Consider the following 23,620-nt stretch of genomic DNA (forward strand, 5'->3'; position numbering starts at 1 on the left):
CATTATGATCGCTGTAATTTATTGGTCTGGAACAGGTAACACAGCTGCAATGGCAGAAGCTGTAGGTAAAGGCATCGCTGATGCTGGTCAAGAAGTGGTAGTAAAATCCGTTTCTGAAATCACTGCTGATGAAGCTGCTAATTATGAAAAATTAGCATTAGGTTGCGCTGACATGGGTGCTGAAGAATTGGAAGACGGTGAATTTGCACCATTCTATGAAGCATTAGAACCTAAATTGGCAGGTAAAAAAGTAGTATTGTTTGGCTCCTATGGTTGGGGTGGCTCTTGGTTAGATGACTGGGCTGGTCGTGTAGAAGGCGCTAATGGCGTTGTAGTTGATAAATTACCAGTGATGGGCGAACCTGATGATTCTGGTAAAGAACAATGTGAAGCATTAGGAAAAGCATTAGTAAATGCATAAGCCAACTATACGGCATATGATAACTCAATATACTAGCTCTTAATCATAAGAGGTGGATAGTACAGCTATTCACCTCTTATTTTATTTTTGCAACCCTATTGCTAATTCGGAATCACTCACACATTGACCGTGCACGTTAAACTTTACTATAATAAAGAAATAGTTATAGTTATTAGTATAGGAGGTATTGTATGCAAGTATTACAAAACTGGAAATTACATGCATTGGCTCTTGTGATTACCATCATTGCAGAAATGATCGGAATCCAACGATTTGGAGCTGTGGTATTCTTACCGCTTCTCTATGCGTTGATTATGGGTTTGTTTGTATCCATTCCATCATTCAAAATTTTAACAGTAGAAACCATGGAAAAATCAGCGGATTATCTTGGGATTGCAGTGATGCTCTTAATGGTTAAAGTAGGCTTAGGGATTGGTCCTAATTTAGAAATTCTTTCTACTGCTGGGTTGGCTCTTATGTTACAAGAGTTAGGCCATTTCTTTGGTACTATTTTATTCGGCTTGCCAGTGGCATTATTAGTAGGAATGCGCCGTGAAGCGGTGGGTGCTTGTTACTCTGTAGACCGGGAACCTAATGTAGCGATTATTATTGATAAATTTGGCTTTAGCTCTCCTGAAGGCCGTGGCGTTATGGGCATGTATATTTGTGGCGTATTGATTGGTGCTATGTGGGCGTCTGTACTAGCAGGATTTTTTGCTCAAATGGGTTGGTTCCATCCACTGGCCTTGGCTATGGGTGCGGGTGTAGGTAGTGCTAGTATGATGGCTGCTTCTACTGCCCCTATCATTGCAGTATATCCAGAATATGAAGCTCAAATTGCAGCTTTAGCAGGGGCAGCGAATTTGCTGACTACTGTACTAGGAGTTTACTTTGGTATTTTCGTGTCTTTACCTGTGATGGAAAAAACATATAATTTCTTTACAGGTCGTACACGTGAACAAGATTTGGCAGAGGAGGGACAATAAGATGACTATGAGTGAAAAAATTACACAATTTGTCATTGTTATATGCATTGCAGCTATTATGACTGCTCTGGGTAATATCATTGATGGCAAGCATCTATTGGGACCAAGTCTTGTAGGAGTCTTTGTGATTGCTGGGTTAGCAATTATTGGTGCGATTATTTCCTATTTGCCATTAGCTAATCGATTCCCTATGGTCTTCTGGGTATCTTTAGTAGGGGTCATTGCATCCTTGCCAATCATGCCAGGGCAAGCATGGATTATTGCACAAACAAAAGAAGTAACATTCTTGGCTACAACCACACCAGTATTAGCCTATGCAGGTCTCTCCTTGGGAAAAGACTTAGGAGCATTCCGTCGTCTATCTTGGAGAATTATTCCAGTAGCCTTAGCGGTAACGGCAGGTACCTTTATTTGTGCTGCTGCAGTAGCTCATTTTGTATTACATATGCAAGGTGTGATTTAAATTTGAATATAACCATATAGGTTATAGTTGAACCTAATGAAAGAGAGTTGATGATTTCCTATCAACTCTCTTTTTGATTTCGTGGTACAATAGAGTTCAAGAGTTATACATAGATACCTTTTAGTAAAAGGTGTTTTCATACAATGTAAAAGGAGACCGATTATGTTAACGAAAGAAGAAGTAAAACAACGTGTATGTGATGCCATTGTGGTAGGTCAAGGTCGATTGCGTGCATTAGCTAGCGCCATTATGGATGAACCAGAATTGGGTTATAAAGAGCATAAAACATCTCAAAAAGTACAAGATATGTTTACAGAGCTAGGGATTCCTTTTACGATTGGTCATGCTATTACAGGTGTGAAAGGTCGTTTGCATGGTGGTAAATCTAAAAAAACTGTCGCCATGATCGGTGAATTGGATGCCATCGTATGTCACCGTCATCCAAAGGCAGATCCTATGACAGGGGCAGCCCATTGTTGTGGACATAATGTGCAAATTGCCAATTTATTTGCAGTAGCCATGGGCTTACAAGCGGAAGGCGTTATGGAAGCTCTTGGTGGGGATGTAGTTTTATTTGCAGTCCCAGCAGAAGAGATGATTGAAGTGGATTATCGCAATACATTGCGTGAAAAAGGAACGATTAAATACTTAGGTGGTAAACAACAGCTGATTTATGAAGGAGCTTTTGATGATATCCATATGGCTATGCAAATGCATGTGGAAACAGCGGACACACCTACGGGAGAAATGAACTTAGGTAGTACCTCCAATGGATTTGTGGCAAAACTGATTGAATACCATGGTAAAATTGCCCATGCAGCGGCATCTCCTCATGAAGGGATTAACGCATTAAATGCAGCTTTGATGGGGGTGATGGGAGTACATGCTATTCGTGAGACTTTCAAAGAGAGCGATTATTTCCGGTTCCATCCTATCATTAATCAAGGGGGAACCTTGGTCAACTGTGTACCAGATTATGTGCAAGTTGAAAGCTATGTGCGTGCTTCTAATGTACAAGCTATTGTGGATGGGAATCAACGTGTCAATCGTGCCTTGAAAGCTGGCGGAGATGCAGTGGGGGCTACTTGTGTGATTCATGATCTACCGGGCTATTTACCGATGCGTGATAATCCAGATATGAACAGTTTATTGCGGTCTAACTCAGAACCGCTATTTGGTACAGACAATGTACGTCAACGGGTGCATATGACAGCAAGTACTGACATGGGCGATGTATCCCATTTAATGCCTGTTATCCACCCTTGGGTGGGATGTATTGAAGGGGTGCTCCATAGTGCGGAATATAATATTACCGTACCAGATGTAGCCTATATTAAAACGGCTCAAGCCTTAGCCATGACTATTGTTGATTTATTATATGATGAGGCACAGGTTGCGGAAGAAATTTTAGAAAACTTTGAAGCTCCTTTAACAAAAGAAACGTATATTGAATTGTTAGATTCTATTGCCAGTGGAAAATAGTAAAAATTCTCATATCTAAAATAGTCGATGTATGATATACTATATACAAAGAATAAAGATTATCCATTGGTTTAGAAAGGATGACGTAAATGAAACAATATGATGTAATCGTAATTGGTACTGGTGGTGCTAGCTTAGTAGCTGATGCAGCATTAAAAGCAGGCAAACGTGTAGCTGTTATTGAAAAAACAGGCTTTGGTGGCACTTGTTTAACACGTGGCTGTATTCCAACAAAAGTAATGGTTACTGCAGCGGATGTGGTACATGAAAGCCATGGTTGGAAAAAAATTGGTGTAGAAACTGCCACACCGACTCTTAACTGGGATGTAGTGAGTGAACGGGTTTGGAAAGCTATCAATAAAAGCAAAGGGGTTAAAGAGTTCTATGAAAGCTTTGATAACGCTGATGTATACCATGGAGCAGCTACATTTGTAAGTGATAAAGTATTATATGTAACATTGCAAGATGGTACAAAAACAGAAGAAATTACAGCACCTACTATTATCATTGGTACAGGCGGTCATTCTAAAGTAAATCATGTAGATGGCTTAGAAGAAGCAGGTTATATTACAAGTGAAAAATTCTTTGGCAGTGAATATCCAAAAGTACCATATAAACGACTAGCTGTATTTGGTGGTGGTCCTATTGGTACAGAATTTGCTGGTGTGTTTGCCGCAGCAGGTACGGAAGTGACGTTAATCCAGCGCAATGTGCGTTTATTGCCAAAAGAAGATGAAGCTATTTCTGCTCATATTTTAGAAGAAATGAAAGCCATTGGAGTGAACGTATTAACAGATACTGTATGTGATAATGTACGTGTGGATAATGGTGATAAAGTAATCACTGTGAAAAACCGTACTACAGGTGAAGTATCTGAAATCCGTGTAGATGAAATTTTGGTGGCTACTGGGATTGCTCCGTCTGTAGAAGATTTGCACCTAGAAAATACTCATATTGAGCAATTACCAGGTGGCTGGATTAAAACTAATGAATTTTTAGAAACATCTGTAGAAGGTGTGTATGCATTAGGTGATGTGAATGGTAATGCAGCCTTCCGTCATCGTGCCAACTATGAAGGGGATATTATCTCTCATAATTTATATCGTGCTACATCTCCAACAGACTATCGTTGGGCACGCTATGATTTGATTCCTATGGTGACGTTCACGTATCCAGAAGTAGGTCGTGTCGGTATGACTGAAGCAGAAGCCAAAGAGGCTGGTTATGATGTGGGAGTTGGTATTAACCACTATTCTAACTCCGCAAAAGGTATGGCCCTTGGTATCGATAAAGGCGATGTGCATGATGGATTTATTAAGGTAGTAGTAGACAAAGCTACGAATCGTCTATTAGGGGCTCATATCGTGGGACCACAAGCATCGATCTTGTTCCAACCATATGTACATTTAATGAATAGTGGTGAAGTGAAATTAGTTCCTGTTCATGAAGAAATCGGTTCTAATACAACGAAAGAACTACGTGCACAAGGTTTGACAAGGTACTTGGATCCACAATCTGTTATCTCCATTGGCGAGGCTATGGCTCCACACCCAACATTGTCAGAAGTGTCTATGTGGACGCAAGTGTTCTACGAACATAAATGGTAATCTATTAAAAAGATATATAGTAAAAACTGTAGTGATGGGGATACTATCACTACAGTTTTTTTATGCTAATATATGATGATAATTGATATATTGTGCAGTACCTATAAGCAAAATATGTTTAATATGTATAGACTCATACAAGTTATGATATGAAATGATAGTAACGATAGAGGTCTAAGATAGTATAAAGAAATCTACCCTACCTTATTGTATGAGTATATGACATAGGTTATAACTATTTTGAAATCAAAGATTCTCAATTAAAATTATAGTTGATAATAGTTAAATAATAGTATATAATGAGAAAGTAAATGAGAATAAAAAGCTACCTCTGTGATATAGCAGATTAGAATGGGGTAGAATTGTGAGTATATGTTAAATAGATAAAAGAGGTGTAGTATGACAGAAGTATTAATCCGTTTATTTGTAAAAAATAAAGATGAAGTCAAAGATACTAATGTACGCCAACAATATGGGATTATGGCGAGTATCACCGGTATTGTGGTAAATGTGTTAGTTTGTTTAGGGGAATTAATCATTGGTTTTCTTATCGGCTCCATTGCCATGATTAGTGATGCTATCCATAATGTGGCTGATGCAGGGGGATCCTTAGTATCCTTTTTGAGTTTTAAATTATCTGGCCGTAAAGCAGATGCAGAGCATCCATATGGACATGGTCGAATGGAATATCTATTATCCATTGGTTTTTCTATTTTGCTTTTTGTAGTAGCTGCTCAATTAGGTATTGAAGCGGTGGAGCACATTATGAATCCCGAGGTAGTAGAGTTTTCCATATCCGCACTGGCTGTTATGTTAGGGGCTATGGCTTTGAAGATTTGGTTATCCTTCTTTTTGCGTTCCATTGGTAATCGTATTGATTCTCCTATCTTGCGTGCCAATGGGAAAGAAGCTTTATCCGATGTATGGGCGACGGCAGCGATTGCTATTGGCTTATTGTTGGGCGGTATATTCCAATTGAGCGTTGATGGGTATTTAGGCTTAATTGTGGCACTTATCATTGCCAAAGCTGGTTTTGAAGTGCTGAAAGAAGCGACAGATCGTTTATTAGGATTTGAACCTACTGCAGAACGTGTACAAGAGATTATTAATTTTGTAGAATCTAAGGCTGGTATTTTAGGAACTCATGATTTAATGATTCATGATTATGGTCCAGGCCACGAGTATGCTTCTATCCACGTAGAAGTAGATGCGAAACAAGATGCGATGACCATCCATAATATGATTGATCGTGTAGAACGACAAGCTTTGAAAGAATTACAGTTAAAATTGACCATTCATATGGATCCAATCGTTGTCAATGAGCAAACCCTAGCTTTGCAACAACGTTTAGTGGCAGTGATTCAAGCCTATGATGACAGTTTTTCTTTATACGATATTCGAATTGATATGGAACATAGAAAGATTAGTTTTGACGTACAAGTACCGCATGATGTGAAATATACGAAAGAGGAACTTTCACAAAAATTAAGCCTATTAGTAGAAGCGGTACTGCCAACATTCCTAGTGAAACCGAATGTAGTACACGGATACACTGGGGTATAAGAGGAAGCATATTATTCAGTTTGCTTTATAATATAAGTGATGACAGAAATAAGAAAGGACTGGTACAGATTGTACCAGTCCTTATTAGCCTTGTTAGGGCTTACTTTCATAAGCCATATGTAATTATAAATTCTATTGGGCATCCCATACCAAAGAACAAATAGACCTTTCAAACAGTATGTGTGAAGTATACGTTTATACTTTGTCCGTTGGGTAGCCATGACGCGCATAATCTACAGCTGCTGTAAATAAGATATCTGTAGAAGAGTTTAATGCTGTTTCGGTGGAGTCTTGAATCACGCCGATGATGAATCCAACACCAACCACTTGCATAGCTACATCATTGGAAATACCGAATAGGGAACAAGCTAATGGAATCAATAAGAGTGAACCACCAGCTACACCGGAGGCACCGCAAGCGGAGATGGTAGCGATAATGCTAAGTAAGATTGCTGTCGCTAGATCTACTTGAATACCCAATGTAGATACAGCTGCCAATGCCATAACAGTGATGGTAATAGCTGCACCGCCCATGTTGATAGTAGCGCCTAATGGAATGGAAATGGAATAGGTATCAGGTGTAATGCCTAAACGTTTTGCTAAATCCATGTTAACTGGAATGTTCGCAGCGGAACTACGAGTGAAGAAGGCTGTCACACCAGATTCACGAAGACAGCGGAATACCAATGGATATGGATTGCGTTTCATGACGATAGCTACGATCAATGGATTGATGATGAGTGCTACTGCAAACATACATCCTAATAGGACTAATAGCAATTTACCGTAAGTCAGTAAAGCGCCTAATCCATTTTCACCGATAGATTGAGCTACCAAGCCCATGATACCAAGAGGAGCAAATTTAATAATCCATTGTACAGCCAATGTAATCGCATCAGAGATGGAAGCCATCACATCTTTCGTTTCATTTGCTGCATGACGAAGAGCAAAACCAAATAATAAAGCCCAACCAAGAATGCCAATATAGTTACCACTTAAAATGGCTTTCACAGGATTTTCAACAATATTAGTTAATAAAGTAGAAAGTACTGCAGTAATGCCACTAGGAGGTGCTGTATCAGCTGGAGACGCTGTTAATAGCAAAGTCGTAGGGAATAAGAAACTACCTGCTACGGCGATAGCTGCAGATGCAAATGTGCCGATTAAGTACAATACGATGATGGAACGCATGCCAGTTTTTTGACCGGAACGATGACGACTGACTGCTGCGATGACTAAGAAAAATACTAATATAGGTGCTACACCTTTTAATGCACCTACGAAGATGGTACCTAATAAAGATAACTTCACAGCATTTTCTGGAGACCATACGGCAATACCAGTGCCGATTAAGAGACCTACGCAGATTTGCTGGATGAGGCTAAATCTATTGATGAATTGAAATAATGCCCTCATAGAAAACTCCTTATACTTATAAATACTTAAAATCGAGTACAAATATCTACTCATAAAAGACATAAAGACATTATAAACGGAATATATACTTTTGGCAAGAGAAAAAAATCACAAATTATGGAATATCCTCATCCATTCGTGTATAATGAATAGCAGTATAAATAACTGGAGGTATATTGTGGAATTTAAAACACATGAAGATAAAAAAGCTTACGTGCAAGATGTATTCTCTCATATTGCGAAGCATTATGATGTGATGAATACATTATTGAGTTTTAACCAAGATGCACGGTGGCGTAGATTTGCTATAGCACAATTAGAATTAACGGAAGGTATGCAACTAGCAGATATTGCTTGTGGTACTTGTATGTTAACAAAAACAGCATTACAAGAAATTCCGTCTTTACATGTGGAAGGACTTGATTTTAGTCCTGAAATGTTAGCGGTGGGGCAAAATCGATTAGAGAAAGAAGGATATACAGATCGAGTGACCTTGACCCAAGGGGATGCAATGGATTTACCTTATGATAGCAATACCTTTGATGGTGCTGTATCTGGTTTTGCTTTGCGCAATGTGCCAAGCATTGAACAAACGATTCGTGAAATGAAACGTGTTGTTAAACCGGGAGGCAAAGTAGTGACTTTGGAATTGGCAAAGCCTACTATGTTTGGGTTTAAACAAGCCTATTATATATACTTTGAAAAGATTCTGCCTGTGTTGGGGAAATTGAGCCGAGATCAATCATCCTATGCATGGCTGCCAGAATCATTGCGCCGTTATGTGGGGCAAGAAGGTGTTCTTCAAATTTTTAAAGATGTGGGACTACAAGATGCTAAGTATTTTGAACTTACAGGTGGCATTGTAGCAGTCCATGTGGGCACCGTACCAGAAGAATAGAAAAAAGCTGTCATACACAACGAGGTGATGACAGCTTTTTATTTGTTTTATTCGTGGCCAAAGCGATTTGGACTTTTTAATGTTTCTTCGTAGATGTGGTTCACGATCTTCCAATTCACAATGGTGAAGAAGGTATCAATATAGGTTTGACGGTTAGATGAGGAATACATGTAATCCCACATATTGATACCTAAAATGGCAGTTTGCATATCCATAATTGGATTGTTTTGTTCTTTTGTGGAAGTAATAGAAAGGATATTGTCTGGGTTGATCACAAGCCAAGTCCAACCATTACCAACATGGGCGTGAGCCTCCTTCGTAAACTGCTGTTGGAATGTTTCCAAGGACCCAAAAGAGCGGTTGATAGCATCTTTGATTGGTCCGTTGATGGTACTTGTATTAGGGCTTGTCAACGTGTGCAAAAATAAGGTTAGATTCTTATAGGCTCCACCATAACACTGAATGTCTTGTCGAATTTCTTGTGGTACATGGCTTAGGCCTCCTAACAGACAGTCAATATGACCAAAGCGAAGGTCAGGACACTCTTCAACTAGTTCATTAAGTGAAGATATGGCATGGCTGTATACCTGGGTATACAAAAATGTGAGTGTTTCTCTGCTGATAATCGGTTCTAAGGCATGGTCAGGGTAAGGCAGTGCTTCTAATTCAAAATACTTCATGGTCACCTCCACAGTAAAACGATAATGATAGATATTATCATAGTTACTCTTATGGTACTTGATGGATTGATAAAAGTCAAGACATATACTTTGATGGATAGAATATAATAGACTAAATGAATATACAATTGCTCATTGAATAAAAGAGGTACAATCTGTATAATAGGGATATAGAATGAAATACTGAAAGGAGCTTTTATATGAAAAAACAAAGTAAACGTTGGATAGCAGGAGCTGCCATATTAGGTGTTATTGCATTGGGGCAAACTGCGTATGCAGCACAAGACCCATTGATGTTGCCAGCACAAGAAGGGGTAGCTGTGATAGCTGATATGCAATCTGGTGTTTCTGTACAAAGTCCAAATTGGGAAGTAAAACAAGTAGTCAATACATTTGCAAACTATGGACAAGCACATAGTAAACAATTATTTGAATTACAAACAAACCAAGTTGTTTCTGCTGGCCAGTTGGATGTAAAGAATGCTCTTTATTATATGAATGTACGTAAAAACTTTTATATCGATAGCCATCGCTGGAAACAAGATAGCTATGGCACAACAGTATTGAATAGCCTATATATGGATTATCAAAACTATTTAAATGGACATCGCTTTGTAGCTGGTGATCAAGTGGAAACTTATAAAGCTGAGTTTTTAGGTATATTAGCACGTCATGCTGAAAAAGTACAAAATGATGAATTGCGCACATATATGAATGAGATGGTTATTTTCGGCTTAGAACAAGCTATGAAAGACCATAATCCAACTGTAAAAGGATATAAAGCTAAATAAGATATAGCCTACTCTTGATGAGTAGGCTATCTTTTTGACAAATTATATAAGTTATGATTTAATATAAAAGTATTATAATTAGCATAACTTCTTAATAAAATGTATTGAAGAATGGAGAAATGGCATGAGTGAAAGTGCTAAACAGGTGCATCCTGTTGATGAAATCTTACCCCTACCTAAGTTGTTTTCCTATGGTTTACAACATGTATTGGCTATGTATGCAGGGGCTGTAGCCGTTCCTATCATTCTGGCGAATGCCTTAGGTTTATCTACTCCAGATTTGATTCGCCTCATAAATGCTGACCTATTTGCTTGTGGTATTGCTACGTTGATTCAAACCATAGGGATAGGACCAGTGGGTGCGCGAATTCCGATGATTCAAGGAGTTACCTTTGCCTCTGTAGCACCAATGATTATTATAGGAACAGAACATGGCTTACCAGCTGTGTATGGAGCTATTATAGTGGCGGGGATATTTACCTTTTTCATCGCTCCTTATTTTAGTAGACTCATTCGATTATTTCCTCCAGTGGTAACGGGGACCATCGTTACGATTATCGGCATTAGTTTGATGCCTGTAGCGATTATGTGGATTGCCGGCGTATCTCCAGCAGATCCTAATTACGCAAGTTCCACAAATTTATGGTTGGCAGGATTAACATTGCTCATTGTAGTCTTAGTAAATCGTTTTACTACAGGATTTTTAAGTAATTTGTCAGTTCTTATTGGCTTATTAGGTGGTACTATGATTGCTTATGCCTTAGGAGAAGTGAATTTTATTGAGGTGACTCAGGCAGATTGGTTAGGCTTAGTGACACCACTTGCATTCGGTATGCCTACCTTCGATGTAAGCTCCATTATCGCTATGCTTGTAGTTATGTCTGTATGTATGGTAGAGACTACAGGAGATGCCATTGCCATAGGTGAAATTGTAGATAAAAAAGTGGATAAGAAAACATTAAGTTCTTGTTTACAAGCGGATGGATTATCTACATGCATAGGTGGTTTTTTAAATAGTTTTCCTTATACAGCTTTTGCTCAAAATATTGGATTAATTGCAGTGACTAATGTGAAAAGCCGTTTCGTAGTAGCTACATCTGGTATGATTTTGATGGTCTTAGGACTGTTTCCTAAATTAGCAGCCGTAGTGGCATCCATTCCTAGCCCAGTGCTTGGAGGTGCAGGGATTGCCATGTTTGGCATGATTATTGCTAGCGGCATTCGCTCTTTGGGAAAGGTAGATTACGAAAATAATCATAATTTGATGATTGTAGCATTGAGTATTGGTGTGGCTATGATTCCTATTGGAGCTCCACAGTTTTATCATAACTTTCCACCAGCTGCGAAGATTATTTTTGAAAGTGGTATTACCTTTGGCAGTATTCTAGCGGTCGTATTAAATATGGTTTTTAATGGTTTAGGTCAGAGGGATATAAAAAGATAATTAGTTTAAAGAATATAAAATAAAGAGTACGTCTTTAGAAATGCAAACATATGGATTGCTTTCTGGAAGGGCGTGCTTTTTGTTATAGATTTACTATACAAACGTGATATAATAGAAACTATATAGGTAATTTTAAATATAATAATCTAAGGAGATATAATGGACGCAAAAATTATTGCTATTTCAATTAGCAGAGCAAAAGGACAAAAGAAAACAAACATCCCTGAAGCGGAGTTAGTAGTAAATCATGGTATTGAAGGAGATGCTCATGCAGGCCCATGGCATCGTCAATTGAGCTTGCTTGGTATTGAAAGTATCGAATTAATGCGTAAAAGCGGTGCTGATGTGAACCCTGGTGATTTTGCAGAAAATATTACTGTAGAAGGCTTGACTTTATTTCAATTGCCAGTGGGTACTAAATTAGCCTTAGGTAAGACTATCGTAGAGGTTACACAAATCGGCAAAGAGTGTCATCAAGGTTGTGAAATTATGCAACAAGTAGGAAGTTGCATTATGCCTACGCAAGGGATATTTGGCCGTGTGCTAGAAGGCGGAAAGATTCAAGTAGGTGATGCAGTGCGTATTGTTGAGGAGCCAGTCAATGCGTGATAGCCAAGGGCGTGTCATTGAGTATGCACGTATCTCCTTAACGGAAGCGTGTAATTTTTGTTGTGCCTATTGTCGGCCTCAGGAGATTACAGAAGCTATGGCGCCTGTGTTGCCGCCAAGCTTTTGGTTGCCTTTGTTAGAGGCATTGCACTTAGGAGGCATCAAAGCTTTGCGCTTAACTGGGGGAGAACCATTATTGTATCCACATTTATATGAGTTGTTAGAGCGTATACAAGAGAGCCAATGGTTTTCCGATATTTCTATGACTACCAATGGTAGTCTATTAGAAACTCAGGCGAAACGTTTATTTACAGCAGGGGTACAGCGATTAAATATTAGTTTAGACTCTGTGGAAGAAGAGGGTTTTGCCAAAGCTGTAGGTCGCAATGGACAATTAGCTGGTGTGCTTCGTGGTATAGAAGCTGCAAAAACTGCAGGCTTTCAAAACATAAAGATTAATACTGTAGTGCAAGCGCCATTTTCTGACAAAGAAGTGGAAACCTTGTTGCATTATGGAAAAGAGTGGGATGTGGTCTGGCGATTTATTGAATATATGCCATTCCAAGGGAAACAAAGTCATGTGCCAACCTTTGGAGAGTGGAAGGAGCAGATTGAACGCATTGTGGGATCTGAGTTAACTCCAGTCACAGACCGATTGGGATTTGGACCAGCTCAATACTTCCAATTGCCAGATGGACAACGAATTGGCTTTATTTTTCCTTTGTCCAATCAATATTGTTCTTCTTGCAATCGGATTCGTTTCACTGCAGATGGATCGCTACGCTTATGTTTGTTGCGTGATGAAGATTTAGACTTGCGTGGACTTATACAAAATGGCGGTACACCACAAACTATATTGCATTGCATTGAAGAGGCATTACAAGGTCGATACGCGAGTCATGATGGAAATTCCATTGAAAAAGTGGAACGTCCTATGTGGCGTATCGGAGGTTAGGAGTTATGATGAAAGTAGAATCTTTTGGACACTTACAAACAGGCCAAGAGGCTCATGTATATACAATAGAAAATGAAGTACTACGAGTACAAATCAGTAATTATGGTGCCACCATTGTCGCTGTTTATGATAAAGTGTTGCAGCGCCATTTAGCATTGGGTTATGATTCTGCACAAGACTATGAAACAAAGCATGGACAACTGGGTGCTACCGTAGGCCGTGTGGCGAATCGTATTGCCAATGCAGCCTATACGTGGAATGGTACAGTTCATCAACTAACAGCTAACAATGGACCCAACTTATTGCATAGTGGGAAAGGAAATATTGGGCATCGTCTATGGGATGCAGTGGAGGAAAATTGTTCTGATACAGTGGTACATCTCTCTCATTCTATTACTTCTGAAGAAGATGGATTTCCAGGTGATTTCTATGTAGAAGCGGTATTCAGATTGGTAGAGCAGACGTTAGTAGTCACGTATGTGTACACAACCTCTGAAGATTCCTTTGTGAACTTAACGAATCATGTATACTTTAATCTGCATGGAGAAGGTGACTTATCGAACCATGTATTAGAATTAGGAGCCCATCAGTATATGCCATTTGGAGACCATCAAATCCCGCAATTGGAACCAGCATCAGTGGATGGAACACCATTTGATTTTAGAAATGGTATGGATCTACAAAAGGCATTGGAGCATTATGCTGATGCCCTAAGTCAATATAAGGGATATGACCATGATTTTGTAACGACTCCAGTAGAAGGAAGTAAAACAGTAGATTCTGTTGTGCCTTTTGCGGTGTTACAAGGTAAGGATGTGACAGCGGTATTCCATACAGATGCGCCACACTTTCAGGTATATACAGGAAATTGGTTGGATGAAGATGGCCGAGAACGTCATTATGGCAGTCATGCAGGCATTGCCATTGAGCCACAATTTGTGCCGAATGATATCAATATGAATGGTGAAAGCAAGACTAAAGCAGATACAGTCTATGAAAGAACAATTGCCTATTCATTCTATCATCGATAGGCGTATTTAATAGTAAGGAGACAAGGGTCGAATGAAATCATTTATTTACCATAACCCAACCAAAATAGTGTTTGGCAAAGACTGTGTGAAGGAATCACTAGCAGCTGAATTAAGTCACTACGGAACACGAGTGCTACTTACTTATGGTGGAGGTAGTATTAAAAAGAATGGTATTTATCATACGGTAAAAGAAGCCTTACAACAAGCAGGTAAGGAAGTGTTTGAGTTAAGTGGGATTATGTCAAATCCACGAACTACGAAAGTGCGTGAAGGGATTGCTTTATGCAAAGAACATAATATTGATTTTATTCTAGCCGTCGGTGGTGGTTCTGTTATTGATTGCACTAAATTCATTGCAGGTGGTGCTACCTTACCAGATACGGTTGACTTTTGGCAAACTTTCTTTTTAGACCATCAGCCTGTGATGGAGGCATTGCCATTTGGTGTAGTATTAACTATGGCAGCTACTGGCAGTGAAATGAATAATGGTGGTGTTATTACTGATTGGGAAACACAGAAAAAATTAAGCGGTTATGGACCGGCTTTGTTTCCACAATTTTCTATGTTAGATCCTACCTATACCTACACGTTACCGCGAGAGCAAGTTGCCTATGGCATCGTAGACATGTTGTCTCATTTATTGGAACAATATGTATCTACACCTGATGATGATAATGTGACAGATTCTGCCATCGAGGGAATTTTTAAAAATATCGTGCGCAATGGCAGAAAATCCATGGAACACTTAGAAGATTATGAAGCTCGTTCTAACATTATGTGGGGTGCTACCTTAGCCTTGAATCGTTCCTTAGGATTAGGCAAAGATCAAGACTGGATGACGCATGCCTTAGAGCACGCCCTGTCAGCTTTTTATGATATTCCTCATGGCGCAGGTCTGGCGATTATGCATCCAGCGTATTTGCGTTGGATTTTGCCCAATGCTACAGCGCGGTTGATGCGTTTTGCTAAGGAAGTGTGGGGCATTGAACAAGGCACTATGAGTGATACAGACTATGCATTAGCTGGTATCGAAGCCTTAGAAGCATATTTCAAAGAAATAGGGGTGCCATCTACTTTGGAAGAAGTAGGGATTCCAAAAGAATCCTTATCGGATATTGCTAATAGTTGTGTTCGTTATCCTACAGCATATAGTAATCTTACACCTAAGGATGCGTTAGCTATCTATGAAAGTGTCTATAAAAAATAGGGTAAACTCCATGTGTGTCGTACAAGTATAGGCTTTCACATTGACATTTACAAGAGAAGTCAGTATAATTATAGCTATTGTTAATAAGAAATTTAAGTAACTTTTTCATAAGGGAGGCAGTGTCATGTGGCACTGTTTTCTGTATATGAGGAATAGAAATGGAGAGACATACATGGCAGAGGTAAAAGAAACCTTACTTACAGCCGAAGGGTTGAAGAAGCTGGAAGAAGAATTAAATTATTATAAATCTGTACGTCGAATCGAAGTGGCAGAGCGTATTAAAATTGCTATTTCCTACGGTGATATTTCAGAGAACTCTGAATATGATGATGCGAAAAACGAACAAGCTTTCATCGAAGGTCACATTATTGAATTGGAAAATAAAATTAATACAGCTAAAATCATTGATGAAAATGTAAAAGGCGATACAGTGACAGTAGGTAGTAAAGTAACTTTGTTAGACGAAGAGTTTAATGAAGAATTAGACTACACTATTGTAGGTTCTTCTGAAGCAGATCCTTTCAACAATCGTATTTCTAATGAATCCCCTGTAGGCGTGGCGATTTTAGGAAAAGCGAAAGGTGACAAAGTAGAAGTGAATACACCAGATGGTATGGTGAGTTTCAAAATATTAAGCATTCAATAAGGGTAAAGAAGTATAAGGAGGCCCCTCATGAGCGAAGAAAAACATGTGCCAGAACAATTGGATTTAAACGATCAAATGTTGGTACGCCGCGAAAAGTTGGCGCAATATGAAGAGGATAATATCTATCCATTTGGACAACGATTTGTTGTTCAACATAAGGCACTCCAAATTAAGGATGAATTCCGTGATTTTGATGGTCAACCAGTAGTGATTGCTGGTCGATTGATGACAATTCGTTCTCATGGTAAAACAGCCTTCGCTAATTTGCGCGATTTATCTGGCGATATTCAAGTATACTTCCGTAAAGATGTTATGGGAGAAGAGGATTACAAATATGTAAAAATGCTTGATATGGGAGATATTGTAGGTATCGAGGGCCATGTGTTTAAAACACAAAAAGGCGAAATTACAGTGAAAGTCAACAAATTGACTTTATTGTCTAAATCCCTTCGTCCATTACCAGAAAAATGGCATGGGTTGAAAGATACAGAACTTCGCTATCGCCAACGCTATGTGGATTTAATTGTAAATCCAAGCGTTCGTGATACATTTGTAAAACGTACGAAAATCGTAGCGAAAATTAGAGAGTATTTAAACAGCAAGCAATTCATGGAAGTAGAAACTCCTATGATGCATGCTATTCCGGGCGGTGCGGCAGCACGCCCATTCATTACGCATCATAATGCCTTAGACATTGATATCTATATGCGTATTTCCCCTGAATTATACTTAAAACGTTTGATCGTTGGCGGTTTAGAGCGCGTATATGAAATTAACCGTTCTTTCCGTAATGAAGGCGTATCTATTCGTCATAATCCAGAATTTACTATGATGGAATCCTACCAGGCCTATGGTAACTTTGAAGATGCTATTGCATTGACAGAAGGGGTTGTTTCCTACTGTGCACAAGAAGTACTTGGTACAACAAAAATTAACTACCAAGGCATGGATATTGATTTGACTCCACCATGGAATCGCATCACTATGCAAGAAGGTATTAAACAATACACTGGGGAAGACTTTGATGCTATTGAAACCTTGAGTGAAGCACGTGCAATTGCAGATCGCTTAAATGTAGAATATGGTGAAGCCGATGGTATTGGTAAAATCATGAATTTGTGTTTTGAAGAATATGTAGAAGAAAACTTGATGCAACCAACTGTAGTATATGGACATCCAGTTGAAATTTCCCCACTAGCAAAACAAAATCGTGAGAAACCATTGACTACAGAACGTTTTGAAATCTTTATTTATGGTCGTGAATTGGCAAATGGCTATTCCGAGTTAAATGACCCAATCGATCAAAAACAACGTTTTGAAAATCAATTAAAAGAACGTGAAGCGGGTGATGATGAAGCCCATCGTATGGATGAAGACTTTGTCACAGCTTTGGAATACGGTTTGCCGCCAACTGCAGGTTTGGGTATCGGTATCGACCGTCTAGTCATGTTCTTAACGGACTCTGCATCCATTCGTGATGTATTGTTATTCCCTCTCATGAAACCAGAAGCGGTGAAAGTAGAAGAGGAAGAAACAGCAGAAGAATAATATATGTATACGCACAGGATGTTGTGAGGTGCGTAGATGGACAGCGACTAAACAGAAATGAGTTTGGTCGCTGTTTTGTTATCCTTTCAGAGATGGAGAAAGGGTAAGGGGAAATTGCCCAAGTAAATGCCTATTAAGGTAGAAAAGTAATAGCAAATGTGCTAATATTAAAGGTAGATTAATTAAGTACTTAAATGAATTCTATGAGGTCATGATTATGTTGGATTTAAAATTTGTCCGTGAGAATATTGAAACGGTACAAGAAAACTTAGATCGTCGTCATACAACAGGCGACCTAGCTAGCTTTGTGAAGTTCTACGATGAAAGACGCGCTATCATCCAAGAAGTAGAACAATTGAAAGCAGTGCGTAATGCAGTAACGGCAGAAATCAGCCAATTAAAACGCAATAAAGAAAATGCAGATGATAAAATTGCAGAAATGCAACGTGTAGGTGATGAAATCGGTGCATTGGATACTAAATTGCGTGACGTGGAAACAGAATTACAACAAGTGGCTTTGATGTTACCTAATATGTGTGATGCTTCTGTACCAGTAGGGGCTGATGAAAACGAAAATATCGAACAACGCCGTTGGGGTACGCCTCGCTCTTTTGACTTTGACGTAAAAGCGCATTGGGACCTAGGAGAATCCTTAGGAATTTTAGATTTTGAAAGAGCTGCTAAAGAAAGTGGTGCTCGTTTCACTATTTACAAAGGGATTGGTGCACGATTAGAACGTGCATTGATTAACTTTATGTTAGATATGCATGGTAGTGCTGGCTTCACAGAGATGATGACGCCTTACATTGTCACTCGTGAAACTTTGACGAATACAGGTCAGTTGCCAAAATTTGCTGAAGATATGTATAAAGTGGAAGGGGAAAATTACTTCCTCATTCCGACCGCAGAAGTTACATTGACAAACTATCATGCCAATGAAATTTTGTCAGCTGATGAATTGCCTAAATATTATACAGCATTTACAGCTTGTTTCCGTGCCGAAGCAGGGTCTGCTGGCCGTGATACACGTGGCTTAATCCGCCAGCATCAATTTAATAAAGTAGAATTAGTGAAATTTGCAAAACCAGAAGAATCTTTTGCAGAATTAGAAACGTTAACAGCGCAAGCAGAAAGTATTTTGCAAGTGTTAGAATTACCACATCGTGTGATCACATTATGTACAGGTGATATGGGATTTGGTTCTGCTAAAACGTACGATATCGAAGTTTGGATGCCAAGCCAAGGGGTATATCGTGAAATTTCTTCTTGCTCAAACATGACGGATTTTCAAGCACGTCGTGGTAATATTAAATTCCGTCGTGAACAAAAAGGTAAACCAGAATTTGTACATACATTAAATGGATCTGGTTTAGCTGTAGGTCGTACAGTGGCTGCGATTTTGGAAAATAATCAAGAAGCAGATGGCTCTGTACGCATTCCAACAGCGCTTCAACCATATATGGGTGGTTTAACTCATATTCATCCAGAGGCTTAGAAAGGAGTCCGCTATGAAATTCTTCATTGATACAGCTAATTTTGATGATATTAAAGCAGCCTATGAAATGGGCTTTATTGCAGGGGTAACAACAAACCCGTCTTTAATCGTGAAAGAAAAACGTGACTTACACGAAGTGATTCAACAAATTGCTGATCTTGTAGAGGGACCAGTGAGTGCAGAGGTCATTGCTACAACAGCACCAGAAATGGTGAAAGAAGCCCATGAATTAATTAAGTTGGGTGATAATGTAGTGATTAAAGTGCCAATGACAGCAGAGGGCTTAAAAGCAGTAGCTGTGCTTTCTAAAGAGGGGATTAAAACGAATGTAACTTTAATTTTCTCTGCCAACCAAGCATTATTGGCAGCCCGTGCAGGTGCTACGTATGTAAGTCCTTTCGTTGGTCGAGTAGATGATATTTCTATGGACGGAATCCAATTAATCGAAGATATTGCTGAAATTTTTATGATTCATAATATTTCAACAGAAATCATTGCGGCTAGCGTTCGTACGCCTATGCATATGACACAATGTGCCAAAGCAGGTGCACATATTGCTACAGTACCGTTTAATGTGTTACAACAATCTTTAAAACATCCATTAACAGATGCAGGATTAGCACGTTTTCTAGCGGACTGGGAAGCAGCCAATAAATAGTAGACACAAGTGGGAGGGTCAAAATGGATCGCACATTAGCCTTAGAGTTTGTTCGTGTTACAGAAGCAGCGGCATTAAAAAGTGGTCGTTTATGTGGTCGTGGAGCCAAAGATGCAGCGGATCAATTAGCTGTTGATGGCATGCGACAAACCTTCGATACAGTGCCAATTTCTGGTACTGTTGTGATTGGAGAAGGTGAAATTGATGAAGCACCAATGTTATATATTGGTGAACGTGTTGGGGCAGGCGGAGAAGAAGTAGATATCGCCGTAGACCCTATTGAAGGCACGAATCTAATTGCAAAAGGTCAAAATGGTGCCATTGCTGTATTGGCCATTGCACCAAAAGGCGGTTTATTGCATGCTCCAGATATGTATATGGAAAAATTGTGTGTAGGACCACGCGCCAAAGGTGTGATCGACTTGAATGAATCCATGACTGAAAACTTGCGCCGTGTTGCCGCAAAAATGGAACGTGCTATCGATGATTTAACAGTCGTTATGTTGGATCGTGAACGTCACCAAGGGTTGATGGATGAATGTCGTGCTGTCGGAGCTCGTATTCGTTTGATTACAGACGGTGATGTAAACCCAGCTATGGAATGTGGTTTAGAAGGCTCTGGTATTCACATGGTTGTAGGTACTGGTGGAGCTCCAGAAGGGGTACTGGCAGCGGCTGCTTTAAAATGTACAGGTGGGGACATGCAAGCTCGTTTAAAACCAGCTACAGATGAAGAAATTCGTCGTTGTCATGAAATGGGTATTACTGACCTTAACAAAGTATTGACCATCGATGATTTAGTAAGTGGTGATGATGTTATCTTCTCTGCCACAGCCATTACAGAAGGCAATGTATTATCTTCTATTAAATATTTCCCTGGTGGTGCTCGTACTCACTCCGTAGTGATGCGGTATAAAACGGGAACCGTTCGTTTTGTAGATACTATCCATCGATTGGATAAAAAATTATCTATGAAAGTAAAATAAATAGAATACACATAACTGTTATAGAAAGGACCGTCTAAAGGCGGTCTTTTTCTTGCGTATAGAGGAAAGATTTAGTATACTAGAGTATGAATGTTTGTCAGTCAAAACATGTTTGAAAGGTGATAGGGTATCACCGTTAAACGATAACTATAAATAAGATTAGGAGGAATTCAGTTGGAAAAGCTTATTATTCAAGGAGGTACACCTTTAGAAGGTCGTATTCGAGTAAGTAGTGCAAAAAATGCGGTACTACCAATTATTGCAGCGACTTTATTGGCGTCTACTCCAAGCACCCTGCTTGAAATTCCAGATTTGGAAGATGTTCATACTATTTGTGATGTGATTGCATCCCTTGGTGTGAAAGTAACAAAAGATGGAGAAAATATTACCTTTGATGCGTCTACAATTTCTGCTACTGAGGCGCCTTATGATCTAGTGCGTCGTATGCGTGCTTCCTTTTTAGTGATGGGACCTTTATTGGCGCGCAAAGGAGAAGCTCGTATTGCCTTACCAGGTGGTTGTGCGATTGGTAGTCGTCCAATCGATTTGCATTTAAAAGCTTTTGAAGCACTAGGTGCGACTATCACTATGGGAGAAGGTTTTGTAGAAGCAAAGGCTCCAGAAGGATTAAAAGGTAATTTAATTTATTTAGACTTCCCAAGTGTGGGGGCCACTGAAAATGTAATTATGGCAGCAACCTTTGCAGAAGGCAAAACAATCATTGAAAATGCTGCAGAAGAACCAGAAATTGTTGATTTAGCTACATTCTTAAATAGTATGGGTGCTAATATTCGCGGTGCTGGTACGGATGTGATTCGTATTGAAGGCGTCAAAGAATTAAAAGGTGCTGTGCATACAGTGATTCCAGACCGCATTGAAGCGGGTACCTATTTAATTGCTGCAGCTATGGCTGGTGGCGACGTATATGTAGAAAATGCCCTTTCAGAGCATTTAAAGCCTGTGGTAGCTAAGTTAAAAGAAGCTGGTGTTACAGTAGAAGAAGATATTGATGGTATTCGTGTTATCAGTAATGGACAGTTGAAAGCAACATCTATTAAAACCTTGCCATACCCTGGATTCCCTACAGATATGCAGGCTCAATTTATGGCTATGACGACGATTGCCAAAGGTACAAGTACTGTGATGGAAACAGTCTTTGAAAATCGTTTTATGCATGTGGATGAGTTGAAAAAAATGGGTGCTTCCATTGAGGTAGATGATCGTAAAGCTATCGTAACCGGTGTTGAACAATTGGTAGGTGCTGAAGTAGAAGCGACTGATTTACGTTGTGGTGCGGCTCTTGTGTGCGCAGGCTTAGCTGCTTCTGGGGTGACCAAAGTGGGGCAATTGACTCATATTGATCGTGGCTATGATAATTTAGTTACAAAATTAAAAGGAATAGGTGCTAACATTGTTCGGGTGGACGAGTAAGCCAAAACAGCCTCAAACTAGAGAGGATAGACGGAAACAACGTCGTGTACGTAGAAAACCAATAGGAACGACTACCAAGCAAACGTCCTTTAAGCGAGAAAGTCGCTCCCTATCATTTCTTGAAAAAATGAGCCTTTTATGGACTACTGATATTGGTATCGATTTGGGTACCACTAATGTAGTGATGTATGTCAAAGGCCGAGGTATAGTTTTAGATGAGCCAGGATTTGTGGCTTGTGATACAAAGACTAGAGAAGTGATTGCCGTAGGTCATGAAGCGCGAGCTATTTTAGGTAGGACGCCAGAGGGCATTGAAGTGATTCAGCCCTTAAAAGGGGGCGTTATTGCCGATTATGATACAACCGCTTATATGTTGCGTTACTTTATTCGTCGTGTCATGCCTGTATCTGGGCTAATTCGATCCCGTATGATTGCTTGTGTTCCCTCCAGTATTACACCCGTGGAAAAGCGGGCTGTTTTAGAAGTGCTCTTACAAGCAGGGGCTCGTAAAATAGTGCTTATGGAAGAACCCCTAGCAGCGGCTATTGGAACTGGCTTAGATAAGGCTGAACAAGTGGGAGCCATGGTGGTCGATATAGGCGGTGGTACCACAGATATTGCTGTCATTTGTGATTCTGGCGTGGTAGTCAGTGAGAGTTTACGCATCGGTAGCGATACCTTTGATGAAGCGTTACTACAATACATGAAGCGGAAGAAAAAGCTTCTTATAGGTCCCTTGACAGCAGAAGATCTAAAAATTGAAGTGGGTACCGTAGATCCAAGATCTGGAGAGGAACGTGCTATCGTTAGAGGTCGGCACAGTGTGACAGGATTACCGCGTGCTGTGGAAATTACCTCAAAAGATATGAAGTTTGCTTTGGATAGACCTGTGCAAGATATTATTGAAGGGATTATTGGTATTTTAGAAAAAACACCTCCAGAATTATTGGCGCAAATTAATCACCATGGTATTATTTTGACTGGTGGAGGCTCTCAGCTTCGTGGTTTAGACCGAATGATTACAGAAAAAACGGGTCGTCCTGCTTATGTAGTGGAACATCCTAGGTATTCTGTTATCTTGGGCACAGGAAAAGCGCTATCAGAGTTGAATCAATTGCGCGATACCTTGGAAGAACTACGATAAGTGGTACTTGACTTCATGATTTTTTCATATACAAAGTTTATGATAAGGGAAGTAAGATAGTGTATGAAAAGATAGACTATTTTACTAGGAATTGATTGTTCTGACTCTTGAAAATATGATATACTGTACATGGAAGAAAATTGTAGGAGGTGTATATAT

Annotated in this window: 22 protein-coding genes; 20 read left to right on the plus strand and 2 right to left on the minus strand. The window is 39.5% G+C overall.

Annotated elements, in window-relative coordinates; genetic code table 11:
* The first annotated feature begins 4 nt into the window (after window positions 1–4).
* The 6 genes from EO114_RS05840 (at window position 5) to EO114_RS05865 (ending at window position 6,522) form a co-directional block, all read left to right on the plus strand.
* Complete coding sequence (locus EO114_RS05840) at window positions 5–421, plus strand: flavodoxin domain-containing protein (protein WP_009353092.1); 417 nt, start codon at window positions 5–7, stop codon at window positions 419–421.
* A gap of 191 nt (window positions 422–612) precedes the next feature.
* Window positions 613–1,407, plus strand: a complete 795-nt coding sequence (locus EO114_RS05845) for a DUF3100 domain-containing protein (protein WP_009353070.1) — start codon at window positions 613–615, stop codon at window positions 1,405–1,407.
* Window position 1,408: 1 nt separating this feature from the next.
* Window positions 1,409–1,870, plus strand: a complete 462-nt coding sequence (locus EO114_RS05850) for a hypothetical protein (RefSeq protein WP_038144458.1) — start codon at window positions 1,409–1,411, stop codon at window positions 1,868–1,870.
* A gap of 162 nt (window positions 1,871–2,032) precedes the next feature.
* Window positions 2,033–3,352, plus strand: coding sequence for an amidohydrolase (locus EO114_RS05855; RefSeq protein WP_062401415.1), 1,320 nt, complete (start codon window positions 2,033–2,035; stop codon window positions 3,350–3,352).
* An 89-nt stretch (window positions 3,353–3,441) separates the two neighbouring features.
* Entirely contained in the window at window positions 3,442–4,959 is a 1,518-nt protein-coding gene (locus EO114_RS05860) for an NAD(P)/FAD-dependent oxidoreductase (protein WP_009353103.1), read from the plus strand.
* Window positions 4,960–5,358: 399 nt separating this feature from the next.
* A complete protein-coding gene (locus EO114_RS05865) occupies window positions 5,359–6,522 on the plus strand; it encodes a cation diffusion facilitator family transporter (protein WP_231723396.1) in 1,164 nt (387 codons plus the stop codon).
* Between the two features lie 195 nt (window positions 6,523–6,717).
* Here the strand turns inward: EO114_RS05865 and sstT are convergent, their stop codons facing one another.
* Entirely contained in the window at window positions 6,718–7,938 is a 1,221-nt protein-coding gene (gene sstT / locus EO114_RS05870) for a serine/threonine transporter SstT (protein ID WP_127062062.1), read from the minus strand.
* Between the two features lie 145 nt (window positions 7,939–8,083).
* Between sstT and EO114_RS05875 the strand changes: the two genes are divergently transcribed.
* On the plus strand, window positions 8,084–8,836 hold the full coding sequence (locus EO114_RS05875; protein ID WP_127062064.1) for a class I SAM-dependent methyltransferase: 753 nt from the start codon (window positions 8,084–8,086) through the stop codon (window positions 8,834–8,836).
* Window positions 8,837–8,883: 47 nt separating this feature from the next.
* Here EO114_RS05875 and EO114_RS05880 read toward each other — a convergent pair whose 3' ends face one another.
* The gene (locus EO114_RS05880; protein WP_127062066.1) at window positions 8,884–9,516 is read right to left on the minus strand and encodes a superoxide dismutase; all 633 of its coding nucleotides are present in this window, start codon (window positions 9,514–9,516) and stop codon (window positions 8,884–8,886) included.
* A gap of 200 nt (window positions 9,517–9,716) precedes the next feature.
* On the opposite strand from EO114_RS05880, the gene EO114_RS05885 reads away from it, so the two are divergent.
* The 13 genes from EO114_RS05885 (at window position 9,717) to EO114_RS05945 (ending at window position 23,461) form a co-directional block, all read left to right on the plus strand.
* Window positions 9,717–10,307, plus strand: coding sequence for a hypothetical protein (locus EO114_RS05885; protein WP_009354067.1), 591 nt, complete (start codon window positions 9,717–9,719; stop codon window positions 10,305–10,307).
* Between the two features lie 124 nt (window positions 10,308–10,431).
* Entirely contained in the window at window positions 10,432–11,751 is a 1,320-nt protein-coding gene (locus EO114_RS05890) for a nucleobase:cation symporter-2 family protein (protein ID WP_127062068.1), read from the plus strand.
* 156 nt (window positions 11,752–11,907) lie between these two features.
* Window positions 11,908–12,360: an MOSC domain-containing protein gene (locus tag EO114_RS05895; RefSeq protein WP_038144922.1), complete on the plus strand. Its 453-nt coding sequence runs from the start codon at window positions 11,908–11,910 to the stop codon at window positions 12,358–12,360.
* Window positions 12,353–13,315, plus strand: coding sequence for a GTP 3',8-cyclase MoaA (locus EO114_RS05900; RefSeq protein WP_126940703.1), 963 nt, complete (start codon window positions 12,353–12,355; stop codon window positions 13,313–13,315). Before EO114_RS05895 ends, EO114_RS05900 begins: the two co-directional genes overlap by 8 nt.
* Before the next feature lie 5 nt (window positions 13,316–13,320).
* Window positions 13,321–14,346, plus strand: coding sequence for an aldose epimerase family protein (locus tag EO114_RS05905; protein ID WP_127010159.1), 1,026 nt, complete (start codon window positions 13,321–13,323; stop codon window positions 14,344–14,346).
* A gap of 31 nt (window positions 14,347–14,377) precedes the next feature.
* Entirely contained in the window at window positions 14,378–15,553 is a 1,176-nt protein-coding gene (locus tag EO114_RS05910) for an iron-containing alcohol dehydrogenase (RefSeq protein WP_062401427.1), read from the plus strand.
* Window positions 15,554–15,725: 172 nt separating this feature from the next.
* Window positions 15,726–16,199, plus strand: a complete 474-nt coding sequence (gene greA, locus EO114_RS05915; RefSeq protein WP_062401428.1) for a transcription elongation factor GreA — start codon at window positions 15,726–15,728, stop codon at window positions 16,197–16,199.
* Window positions 16,200–16,226: 27 nt separating this feature from the next.
* A complete protein-coding gene (gene lysS, locus EO114_RS05920; protein WP_009353797.1) occupies window positions 16,227–17,747 on the plus strand; it encodes a lysine--tRNA ligase in 1,521 nt (506 codons plus the stop codon).
* Between the two features lie 217 nt (window positions 17,748–17,964).
* Entirely contained in the window at window positions 17,965–19,242 is a 1,278-nt protein-coding gene (gene serS / locus EO114_RS05925; protein WP_009353820.1) for a serine--tRNA ligase, read from the plus strand.
* Window positions 19,243–19,255: 13 nt separating this feature from the next.
* On the plus strand, window positions 19,256–19,900 hold the full coding sequence (gene fsa / locus EO114_RS05930) for a fructose-6-phosphate aldolase (RefSeq protein WP_009353803.1): 645 nt from the start codon (window positions 19,256–19,258) through the stop codon (window positions 19,898–19,900).
* 23 nt (window positions 19,901–19,923) lie between these two features.
* Entirely contained in the window at window positions 19,924–20,886 is a 963-nt protein-coding gene (glpX, locus tag EO114_RS05935) for a class II fructose-bisphosphatase (protein ID WP_062401433.1), read from the plus strand.
* 174 nt (window positions 20,887–21,060) lie between these two features.
* Entirely contained in the window at window positions 21,061–22,317 is a 1,257-nt protein-coding gene (murA, locus tag EO114_RS05940) for a UDP-N-acetylglucosamine 1-carboxyvinyltransferase (RefSeq protein WP_062401434.1), read from the plus strand.
* Entirely contained in the window at window positions 22,289–23,461 is a 1,173-nt protein-coding gene (locus EO114_RS05945; RefSeq protein WP_127010157.1) for a rod shape-determining protein, read from the plus strand. The genes murA and EO114_RS05945 overlap by 29 nt, the downstream gene beginning before the upstream one ends.
* Window positions 23,462–23,620: the final 159 nt, after the last annotated feature.

The organism is Veillonella sp. 3627, from assembly GCF_003992195.1.
GTDB lineage: Bacteria > Bacillota > Negativicutes > Veillonellales > Veillonellaceae > F0422.